We start from the raw sequence: 11,206 nt of genomic DNA on the forward strand, positions 1-11,206 counted from the left end.
GTTAAAATCACTTAAAAACAAGAAGAATTATTCGGTGTTAGTCCATTTAAATTAAAGGTTGTATTATCACTATTTTCGCTAAAATACAAGCAAATTTCCTCTGTAGTATTGGGTTTAACTATAACGTCCGTGGAATTATTGCTGATGATATTTGATACAATATTCATAAATATTGCTGTCTGCTCAAATAGTTCTATATTTATACCTTGTTGAATGTGATCTGTAATTTCATTGTTTTCAATAATAGCTTGCTGAATTTTAGCTGTAGAATTGGGAAGCTCTTCTCCCATACGAATGTCAATTCCATCATCAAAATTTCCGCTCAGCGTATTACCTGAAATAGTTAGATTCTCGATCAATGCATTATTTTCCATGCCAATACCAATGCCGTCACCTCGAATTGGAGCGTTTCCACCATTACTTTCTATTTGATTTCCCTCTATAGTTAAATTGACAATAGGATTACCAGGGGGAAACACCCCAAAACCAAACAATATTGCATCTTCGTAATTATTAAATAATGAATTGTCTGAAATCGTTATATTTATAGACTCCTGATTGTTATTGATCACTATACCTTGTCCGCTTGGGAATTGTAGCAGCCTCGCCGGAAAACCAGTTGTTCCCGTAATGGTGTTTCCTATAATTTCAACTGTTCCAGTAACATTTTCCAATAAAATCCCCTGACCCGTAGGTAAAATAAAATTATCAACACCAATTATATTGATGATAGTGTTCTGAGATATCGTCACATCTCCTTCCGTATTTGCTAGAATAATTCCTCGATTAGTTGCCTCTTCAATGCGGTTATTTGCCAGGGTGACGTTACTGAGATTGGTTCCAAAAATACCATTATCCTCAGTATTCCGAATCTCAAATCCAGAAATAGCGATCGCGCCCGTAGCATCAAAGAGTTCAATTCCTTGATTTGCCTGAGTAATCTGACTTCCCTCATTGGCGGCTATATTCACTGTTCCTGTGATATTGCCAACGGATATGCCGTTAATGTTATCAAGTGGATCAGTAATCGTGATCGTACTATTGCTAATATCAACTGTACCACTAACCCCGTTAATTGATATACCTTCTGTTGATGAATTGATACTGGTAAGGGTGCTATCTGAAATTGTGGCATTATTAATAGTAGTCCCGACTAATGCTGCACCATTAGTACTATTTACCTCTAATCCTGTTAAATTGATTGTTCCCGGACTTTCAGCGAGTAAGATTCCAGCCTTAGCCGTTGTTGTGGTAATCTGACTTCCTTCCTGGGCGGAAATTGTCGCGGTTCCTTGAATATTCGTGGCGAGGATACCGTTACTGGCTGGATTTTCAATCCTAATTGTGCTATCGCTGATATCGAAATTTCCAGTAACTATTTCTAAAGAAATCCCTGCGGTTGCAGAATCCGTACTGGTGAGAGTGCTAGCAGCGATCGCGCCATTATTAATATTACTCACTTCGACAACTGCACCCTCTATACTTGACACGGTGACACCGGATAAATTAATCTCACCTGTACTTTCAGTTAGAGAAATTACGGCTTGATTCCCCTCTGTGGTAACCTGACTTCCTTGATTAGCTGAAATTATAGCGCTTCCCTGGATATTCGTGGCGAATATACCATTACTGGTGGGATTTTCAATCGTGATTGTGCTATCGCTGATATCGAAATTTCCACTAACTGTGTCCAGAGAAATCCCTTCTGTAGACGAATTGGTACTGGTGAGAGTACTGTTCGCGATCGCGCCATTATTAATATTACTCACTTCCACAACTGCACCCTCTGTACTTGACACGGTTACACCCGATAAATTAATCGTACCCATACTTTCAGTTAGGGAAATTCCGGCTTGATTTCCCTGTGTGATAATCTGACTTCCTTGATTGGCTGAAATTGTCGCGGTTCCCTGGATAGCCTTGGCTAGGATACCATTACTGGCTGGATTTTCAATCGTAATTGTGCTATCGCTGATGTCGAAATTTCCACTAACTGTGTCCAGAGAAATCCCTTCTGTAGCCGAATTGGTACTGGTGAGAGTGCTATTCGCGATCGCGACATCATTAACCGATGTAACACTTAAACTAGGAACGCCATTTCCCGCGATCGCACTATTGGTAAATGAAATAGAACCTCCAGTATTTTCCAGTAAAACCCCAGCTTGACTGGAACTATTAATGATACTGTCTCGAACTTCCCCATTTGAAATATCCCTCGCCACAATTCCTGGATTGGTTACCCCAGTTATTGTAAATCCGGATAACACCGTATTATTTCCCAACGTTACTGTATCCGTAACCTGAGGAAAAACGCCAGCACCGGATAATGGAAGTTGTACGCCACCAAATTCCACCGTATCCAATTGCTGAATGGGTGCTGTGGACAAAACTTGCACCTGATCAGGAATTGTAAAAGCCGGAATACCGGGATTAGTTCCCTCTTGTACATAAACAATATCATTCCCATCGGATTGCGTCGCGGCTAGGGCTGAATCGACTGTCCCAAACGGTGTTTCAACTGTACCATTTCCGCCACTCGCGCCTAAATTAACGTGCTGAAAAACATAAGGTTCACCGGTTTGGGGATTCGTTGCGGCGGTAGTAATTTCTTCGCTGAAAAAATCAGATTCTGTTTGACTATCAACCGTGATACTGGAAGTACGTCCCACGCCATCCCCTAAACGGGATAAAATACTAGCATCCCCTGAGGAACGAGTTTTCCCGAAAATCGCCCCCACACTAACAATTACATTTGTGCCAAATATCTGATCATCTTGCACCGCCACACCGAAATTTAGGGTATCGGTGGGTTGTATTTCCAATCGCATCCGCCAACCCAGACTGGAATCACTTCCGGTTGCATCGTAATAATAAAGTCCACCATACCCTCGTAATCCTCCCCCTTCACCCCATTGCGCCAATCTTGCACCGACTTCCAGATCAAACCCCGTCATCGCCGCTTCAAACTGGCGCACTTGTCCCCGTTGTCGTTGTCCCTGAACCACTAAAAAATGGTCAGAAAAGAAACGATCAGTCAGTTGAAATCCTGTATCAAATGCTGTTTCATCCACTAAATCGCGAGTATCACCCAGAGGAAAATAACCATTGAGGCGCACATCCCAAACCTCTCCCAATGTTTCTAACCCTACACCGAGTTGATGGAATGTAGTATTTCCCGTATCTCGACGATCAACCCCCACATAACCACCAAAAATTCGATTGAGAGACTGACTATGAAAGCGGTGTCCCACTAACAGATTACCACCGAGATTCGCACTATTATCTAACTGCAATTGTCCTTCTAAAAACGTCAGCGTACTACCGGGAATTTGCAAGAGAGGGAGAAAGCTGTCCAAGCGGGTAAAACCATCATATCCCGCACCGGAAGTACTGTAACCAATTCCCCAGCGAGGTTTAATTTGTAGCGTTGTTAAATCTGGAGTGGTAGACGGGGGAGAATCTGCCGTTTGCGCTTGAAGAGAACTTCCCACGGAGGGGTGATATTTAGGAACAGCATCGGCTTTTGGGAGTAATGGAATCTCCGTTTGGGCTATAGCCGCCGGAATCAAGAAAGGGGTAAAACAGAAGCTAATCCAGAGTAATATAACCAAGCTGTTCATACACGCGATCGCCAATCGATTTTTTTACCTTAACCTACACTCAACAGAAGCACCCCCAATTCCTGACAATGGAATACTTTTTTAAACTAAACCTAATATTAAGTCCTAATTCTGATTTGTCTGAATAAGCCAAGCGTGAAGCGGGCATTTGGCTTATAAAGCAAGGAGGAGTTTACACTTTTCTCATGTTTTCTGTTCCCTGCCCGTGAGTTCCCTAAGCTGTTCGGCATTTAAACCTTAATGTCAATAATGACGAAATCCTTGTAGTGCGAGCATCTTGCTCGCTACTATAGCGCTTCGCGCTGATCTATTTACACTTTGGATTCAGAAACATCTTACCTGGACTAAGTTTCAGCTACGAGAGTTGTAAATACACGCCTAGCGACTTGCTATAATACCCAATTTAAATGCATGACAGCTTACTACAACACTTATTCAGCTTTCCCCTATTTAGGCTGAACGAATCGTACACCGTACACCAAATATCATATTATAGGTATAGTGTCAACGCCCTAATTTATTAGTAATCCCATCGCACCCTCCTGGAATCGTTCGGCGAGACTGTTCCCCGCACCAGGAACAGCAGTAGTGGCGTTGTTCTTCCCCTAACCGTTGCACCTCAGTAAAATTCGCTCCCTCAACCACAGCACCCGTGTGAATTCCAGTGCGATAATCAGGCGGTTCAGTACGACTGCGGGGACTGGCGGTTTCCACTGATCCATAGAACAGGCGCACACCTTTGAGATCAGAGTTGGATAAATTCGCTTTATAGAGAATCGTGCGAGACAAATTCGCTCCGGCTAGGTCACAATGGCTCAGATTGGCTTGAACCATATTGGCTTCACTTAATTCTGTCCAGCGTAGATCCGTACCTGCCAAATCAGCCCAGGCTAACATAACATTTAGAGCAATAACCCGCACGCCATAAACCCGATCTTCTTGATACCCGCCATAACCATCTAGTATTGGACGTCCCAAGTGGCGATCGCGTTTTAAGGGTGTCAGTAATTTGGATTGAGACAAAAACCGCAAGACTTTCGCTTTGCCGCCAGCGTCTATACTATTGAGAATAGCAGAGGTTCGTCCCTCACAAAACGCCCGTTCTTGGGGCCAATCTTCTAGCAATCCTTCATCGTCTAAAGCGAGGTCACAAATACCCTGAAAGTAGGCATCAATGGTTTGCTGTTGGGTAATTGTATTTTGCTGAATGGTAAGATCTTTAGAAATAACATACTGTCGCCAAGCGATATATACGGCGAGAATAGCAATCAGAATTTGCCCTAAAGCACCAATCCATTCCGCTAAAGAACCCACCGAATCAAACGCTTTGGTAAATCCGGTTAAAGCAGCAATCCCAACGATTGCCAGGCTCACACCACAAACCGCAATCAGTTGCGATCGCTGCTCTTGAGAGAGAGACTTCTGAAACCATTGCTGTAAAGGTGACCAAATCACCGACAGGGATAGGAGTAACGTCACGATTACCCCGGCGAGAATCACCCAGTTGTTATCCAAAACTAAGCCAACAATCAAAACCGCGATCGCGCAGAGGGTGACAAGGGCAGGATCAGCCAATGCTTTACTAGTAGTAGGGTATCGCTCCGGGAATTGAGTCATAGACACCCGATACACCGCCTCTGACTCCGGATCAGGGTGGGTTGACTGGAGGGTTGAGTTAGACGGAGATGGATCAGGTAGATTCGTCATTTGTCATTTGTCATTTGTCATTCGTCATTTGTCATTTGTCATTCGTCATTCGTCATTTGTCATTTGTCATTCGTCATTCGTCATTTGTCAGAGTTTGAGGTGTGTTAAAAAAAATTCATCTCGCCTTTGTTTATTTCCACCCACCGACTTACTCGGATGATTTAATCATCATAAATGATGTCCCTTTGCCCATCCTACCCCGGATCAGCTTAACCACCATTCTGGATTAATCGGATCGTTTATCGCTTCCGAATTAATAAATAAGGCATTGGCAAACACTAATCCAAATGAATGATCATCATAAAAGTGATGACAATGATCATATAGCGCATACATTCTAAACCCTTTGGGGATGAGATAGGAATAAAGTTCTGAAAAAAATGTATGTCGTTTATCTGTTTCGAGCCAGCCGACTTCCGAATAAATAAATTTTATCTTTTTCTGGGCTAAATAACGGCTCGCTCCTTGAATCACATTGAGTTCCCAACCTTCTGTATCTGTTTTCAGGAGATCGATCGCATCGATCTGATGCTCCTTGCCAAACTCATCAATCGTCTTAACCTGAACCCGTTCAGATGGACGGGATACATCTTGGAGTTCATCGACTAATGAATTCATTACAGACTCCTCTTGGACATAAACAGTCTTCGTTTCCGGTTTATCCCCAAAGGCATGATTAAAATAGCGAATTCTGGTTAAATCGGCGGTATTTTTCTGTAACTGAATAAAGGTTTGTTGAATCGGTTCAAAGGAAAAAATCGTGGCATGACTAAACCCCTGATGAAAGTGGCGGGATGTTTGTCCAATATTAGCCCCCACATCAAAAATTGTCTTAATTTTGCCTAAATCCGGATAGACTTTATGGATATCGGCAACAACATCCAAACCAATAGGTAAATCTTTCTTTGAAGTTTGAGCGAGTGGGGAACATTGAGTGTTTCTATTGTATTCCATGTTCACAGATAAGATCGGGAGTCGGGTGTGCATTGTCCAGAATACTATAATAAGTTGAGGATTTAATCATAAAGTATGTCTCTCTACCCACCATCCCTAACGTAAACCGCCGTGAGCCTAGCTACAGTCCCAACATTAATCAGCGAAGACCAAGCCTTATCCCTCGTGGATTCGGTGATCCAGCAATCCCAAGCCGAGGGAGTATTCGTCAGCGTTAGTTCCAGTGAATCTGCTCTCAGCCGCTTCTCAGAAAATCAAATTAGCCAGAATATTAACCGCCATAAATTTACCCTCACCGTTACCAGTTATTTCGGCAAACGCAGCGCCTCGGCTTCCACCACAGAATTTTTACCCGATGCAATTACCGATACCATCCAGCGCTCCGAGGAATTAGCTCGGATTGCACCCGAAGATCCAGAATGGGTTCCCTTGCTTGAACCCCAAGTCTACGAGTCGCGTGTTCCTGCCTTTGACGACGCTACAGTCACTTTATCACCCTTAGCACGCGGAGAAATGGTACAACAAATCTGTGCTAAGAGTGCTAAAGCCGGAGTGGAAGGTTCTGGACGATTGAGTACTCAAGCCTTTGCTCAAGCCGTGGGCAACTCCCTGGGATTACGCGCCTGCGATCGCGGCACAGAGGCGGAGTTGAGCTTTACCGCTCGAATTGAGGATGGATCGAGTTGGAGTCAGCGCACAGGGTTTGCGATCGCTCAGTTACCCCTAGATTCCCTGATTGAACCCCTGATTGAGCGTGCTTTTGCTGCCCGTAATCCCCGTGAAATTCAACCGGGTGTTTACCCTGTCATCTTTAATAATCCGGCGTTTGCGGATGTACTTCCCTGGGTGATATTCAATTTAAATGCACGATCCGCCGATGAAGGGCGATCATTTATGTCTCGCACGGATGACACAGGTCAACCTGTGGGGAACCGCCTTGGCGAACCCCTATTTAGTCCCTTGGTACAAGTGCAGCGCCATCCCGCCCATCCATTGTTGCAGAGAGGAACCTGCTTTAGTGATGGATTGAGCAATCACTACCTGGAGATTATTCAGGATGGAGTGCCTCAAACATTGTCGTATAGTCGCTACTGGGCGCAACAGCAGGGAAAAGAACCGACGGGATCATTGTTTCCCATCGTTATGTCTGGATCTGAGCAAAGCCTGAGCGATTTGATTGCTCAAACGGAACGGGGAATCTTGGTTAATCGCGCTTGGTATGTGCGCTATGTCAATCCACGTACCTTAGAGGTGACAGGAATGACCCGTGATGGTACATTCTGGATTGAAGACGGGAAAATTGCTTATCCGATTAAAAATCTGCGATTTAACCAAAGTTTGCCCGATATGTTACGGGATATTGATGCTCTGAGTACGGTACAGCGTTTCGGGGGTCGGGTGATACCAGGGGTACGAGTTAAGGCGTTTAATTTTAGCAGCGTCACTGATAGCGTTTAAACAGTAGGGTGGGCAATGCCCACCTTACCTTGCCTACGGTTCGGAGATTAAGCTGCCGTATCAAGTATTAGTGACGTCCTCCTACACCGACCCTACGGGTACGGTTGTAGGCTTCCTTTGTCGCCGTTTCAGAACGACGCTTCCGGCGTTTTATAGTGGGGAATACGCCCAGCCCCACTTCTTGCTTATCGCAAGAGAATTCATATTAGCTTACAACAAGCAAGTTGTCAATAATAAACTGGCGATTCATCCCACGCTCAATCGAAGATTAGAGCGTGGGGCTTCTCGCCGGATAAGCTAAGTTGAGGTAAGATATCGATTAAGCTAATCTCACGTTAAGTAATCCCCTGTGAAATCAGAAGCTCAGGCTTCTACGAAGTAAGCCTAAGTAGTTCACTATATCTCCGCTACACCATCATGGTTGTTCAAAACTTTGACGAAATGAACTTTTTGGCAAACGGCGACCCTAAACTACCGCCACAGGACAAAAACTGCTCAACCAGTACGCTTTGTCCCTTTGTCTATTCCATCTACAAGTAGCTGATGGGTTGAGTCGAACAACAACTTATAGAGGTTTTGACCAATGGAATAGCCATCCAATAGAAAGTGGAAACGTTCCACTTTTTCCATATTATCACATAAAGTCAAAGTTTTCGAGAATTAGTTATCATGCGTCTAGAGCAGTTACAAGCTTTTTTAGCCGTTGCTGAGACAGGCAGCTTTCAACAAGCCGCCCGTGAATGCGGTGTTACCCAATCGACGATTAGCCGCCAAATTCAAGGGTTAGAAGCTGAACTGGGGCTACCCTTGTTCCATCGAACGGCTCGGGCGACATTAACCTTAGGAGGCGATCGCTTTTTATTTCGCGCCCGTAAAATCTGCCATGAATGGAAAACCGCAACCCAAGAATTATCTGACTTGTTAGACGGAAAACAACCTGAACTCTGTGTCGCCGCTATTCACTCCGTCTGCGCCCATTACTTGCCCCCAGTTTTACAGCGTTTTTGTCAGGATTATCCCAACGTGCAACTGCGGGTAACGGCATTGGGGAGCGATCGCGCCCTGAAAGTCTTGAAAGATGGCTTGGTTGATTTAGCGATTGTCATGAATAACCGCTACTTAACCGCCAGCGCCGAAATGGTGACGGAGCAATTGTATGACGAACCCATCGAAGTCTTAATGGCAGCCGATCATCCGTTAACCAAATATACCCTAGTGCCAATGGATGCCCTAACGTGCTATCCCCATGTGATATTTAAAGATGGCTATGGGATGCAGCGATTGGTACAAGACTTGTTCTCCCGGCAAAGTGGCACCCTTAACGCTAGCTTAGAATTAAATTCCCTGGATGCTTTTCGGGGAGTTGTGCGTCAGGGACATTTAATTTCGCTGCTCCCCCGATCTGCCTTGGTAGAAGCCCTAGGTGATCCTACTCTGGCTGTGCGTTCGATTGCCGCTGCTGCTACTGAAAATGGATCACCTCCGAAACAAACCTTGACCCGGCAAGTGGTGTTAGTCACGACACAAGATCGACTGCAAATCCCACCGATTCGCTCCTTTTATAACATGGTGCTGGAACTTATACCTACCTGTCATACAACAGTTCAAGAGACTGTGGGAATAACTTCCGCGATCGCTCCTTAACAACATTGCGTGAAACAGGGAGGGGATTTGACACTCCCCCGCTTAAAAGACGGGGGATTCTTGAGCTAATCACTGCCATGCAAGAGTCACCTCTAATTAGGTCTTACACGATTATGTCCTACCCGAAGTCAACTAGAATATCACTTAATATCTAGAACTCCTCTTTTTTGGGTAGCTCTCCAAGCTTTTACCTAAATTAATTAGGAAGTTACCGGATGCCCTACGGTACTTATTAACTATTTAGTTTTTACCAAAAGTGCTATTCCGACTGAAAAAATCGGCATTGTACGAATTTTGGCTCGTTTGAAATCCTAGCAAGACCAATTACACCATTTATGTTTTTCAGGAGGTTTTTATATGTACAGAGTAATCACCTACAAACTCTGTTTCTCATGTTACTATTGTACCCAAATTTGACAATAAAAGCAACTAAAGTTGCTAGGCTGAACGCATCGCGGCAATTGAGCGTTCGACTGAGCGATCACGCCGAAGTCTTGTCGAAATTCGGTTTCATCCCTCGGTTAAAACGCGAGGGCTTTCACCATCGCTATTCTGTAAACGGAAATGTTAAGGGAAATCAACCATTTTTTAATACCTTTATCAAATCTTTAAACAGAGCGTTCAGTGGCTCTACGACATAAGCTGACATGGGGAGTTTACCGTTTCCGTAATTTTACGGAGAACAGGCTGATGTGTGAATTGTGTAGGGGCGGGTTTCACGACTATCTTTTCGGTTGCACCCAGATGTAACTAAACCCGCCCAGACGCGCCATGGCGCGTCTCTACATACAATAGTTTGTAGACTTCCTGTGAAAAATCAAATTAATCCATGACACCTTGGTTAAGGGGGGTTAAGTCAAAAACTGTAACATTTACGACCTATTGCTGATAATCAGGGAAAAGTTCCCCGCTTTATGAAAACTTTATCAAAAACTGAAGACAAAGTTTATTATTTCGGGATAGAATAGTGAACAAGCTAGATTTCCGTTCAGTTGATTTTACCTTAAACTTAATAGGTTTTCTGTCCGAGTTTGCTGCTGGCAATTGCTGCTCTATTCAGTAACATGATTTGCTGGACAATTTGTTTACATTGACTGGCAGCCGCGTTTTGGTTTCAGCGTGCTTATTCAGTGTTTCCTTAATTCATCGTTATAGTTATGGGCTTGGTTAAAGTCGAAATTGCCTGCTAATTTGAATGGGTTTAACCCCTTAGCGACTCATAATATCTGATAGATTTTGCAACTTGGTTTAATCTGTAATTTTACCTGCACTATTCCACAAAAGGGTCATCTATGCCTTGGTTTAACTTTTCATCAAAGAAACGTCCTGATGCTCAAGGATTTGCGCCGAAAAGGAAGAGTCAGGAGTTACCGCAAGCTTTTATTTTAGAACCGATTTTAACGCCCAGTGGTTTATTGGATGGTACGGATAATCCTATAGATATCGTGGATATCGATATCTCGGCTGACCAAATTGCTGATATTGATATCCCGGAGATTGAGGAAAGTTTTGGCGATACTTCAGATAATGATTTAGAGGAGATTGCTTTCGTCACGTCGGTTGAAGGAGAGGAAACCTTAGAGGAGATTCCCTTTGTTACTTCACTGGATGACGTGGCGGAAAGTGAAGCCACTGATGAAGCGCTGACGGAAGAAACGCCGTTAAATGAATCGCTATTAACCGGGTTAGACAGTTCTAGTGTGACATTTGAATCCGGCGTGTTTACGGTTGGACAAACTGGGGAGGTTAGTGTTGATTTCCTTTTTGATGGTGGGGGATATGAAGGTGAACTCGCCGTCTTTAGTTTAGAAGGGATGGAGGAG

Annotated in this window: 5 protein-coding genes and 1 pseudogene; 3 read left to right on the plus strand and 3 right to left on the minus strand. The window is 44.0% G+C overall.

Going from position 1 to position 11,206, the window contains the following annotated elements; all coding sequences use genetic code 11:
* Positions 1 to 11 precede the first annotated feature (11 nt).
* The 3 genes from RIG27_RS17565 to RIG27_RS17575 all read right to left on the minus strand — a co-directional run bounded on the left by RIG27_RS17565 (position 12) and on the right by RIG27_RS17575 (position 6,281).
* A complete protein-coding gene (locus RIG27_RS17565) occupies positions 12 to 3,620 on the minus strand; it encodes a beta strand repeat-containing protein (protein WP_446347228.1) in 3,609 nt (1,202 codons plus the stop codon).
* A 504-nt stretch (positions 3,621 to 4,124) separates the two neighbouring features.
* Entirely contained in the window at positions 4,125 to 5,327 is a 1,203-nt protein-coding gene (locus tag RIG27_RS17570) for a pentapeptide repeat-containing protein (protein WP_446347230.1), read from the minus strand.
* Positions 5,328 to 5,531: 204 nt separating this feature from the next.
* Positions 5,532 to 6,281, minus strand: coding sequence for an FkbM family methyltransferase (locus RIG27_RS17575; RefSeq protein ID WP_446347232.1), 750 nt, complete (start codon positions 6,279 to 6,281; stop codon positions 5,532 to 5,534).
* A gap of 111 nt (positions 6,282 to 6,392) precedes the next feature.
* Between RIG27_RS17575 and RIG27_RS17580 the strand changes: the two genes are divergently transcribed.
* The 3 genes and pseudogenes from RIG27_RS17580 to RIG27_RS17590 all read left to right on the plus strand — a co-directional run.
* Positions 6,393 to 7,739 (plus strand): TldD/PmbA family protein, encoded by a 1,347-nt coding sequence (locus RIG27_RS17580; RefSeq protein WP_446347234.1) that lies wholly within the window; start codon positions 6,393 to 6,395, stop codon positions 7,737 to 7,739.
* Positions 7,740 to 8,408: 669 nt separating this feature from the next.
* Positions 8,409 to 9,383 (plus strand): LysR family transcriptional regulator, encoded by a 975-nt coding sequence (locus RIG27_RS17585; RefSeq protein WP_446347236.1) that lies wholly within the window; start codon positions 8,409 to 8,411, stop codon positions 9,381 to 9,383.
* A 1,292-nt stretch (positions 9,384 to 10,675) separates the two neighbouring features.
* Positions 10,676 to 11,206, plus strand: a pseudogene (locus RIG27_RS17590) (hypothetical protein); the annotation flags it as partial.

This window comes from Coleofasciculus sp. F4-SAH-05, assembly GCF_040222985.1.
Lineage (GTDB): Bacteria > Cyanobacteriota > Cyanobacteriia > Cyanobacteriales > Coleofasciculaceae > Coleofasciculus > Coleofasciculus chthonoplastes.

What these genes read in the sequence shown, in the direction of transcription:
- RIG27_RS17565 (WP_446347228.1), bottom strand. Translation starts at nt 3,620, where the DNA reads ATGAACAGCTTGGTTATATTACTCTGGATTAGCTTCTGTTTTACCCCT.
- RIG27_RS17570 (WP_446347230.1), bottom strand. Translation starts at nt 5,327, where the DNA reads ATGACGAATCTACCTGATCCATCTCCGTCTAACTCAACCCTCCAGTCA.
- RIG27_RS17575 (WP_446347232.1), bottom strand. Translation starts at nt 6,281, where the DNA reads ATGGAATACAATAGAAACACTCAATGTTCCCCACTCGCTCAAACTTCA.
- RIG27_RS17585 (WP_446347236.1), top strand. Translation starts at nt 8,409, where the DNA reads ATGCGTCTAGAGCAGTTACAAGCTTTTTTAGCCGTTGCTGAGACAGGC.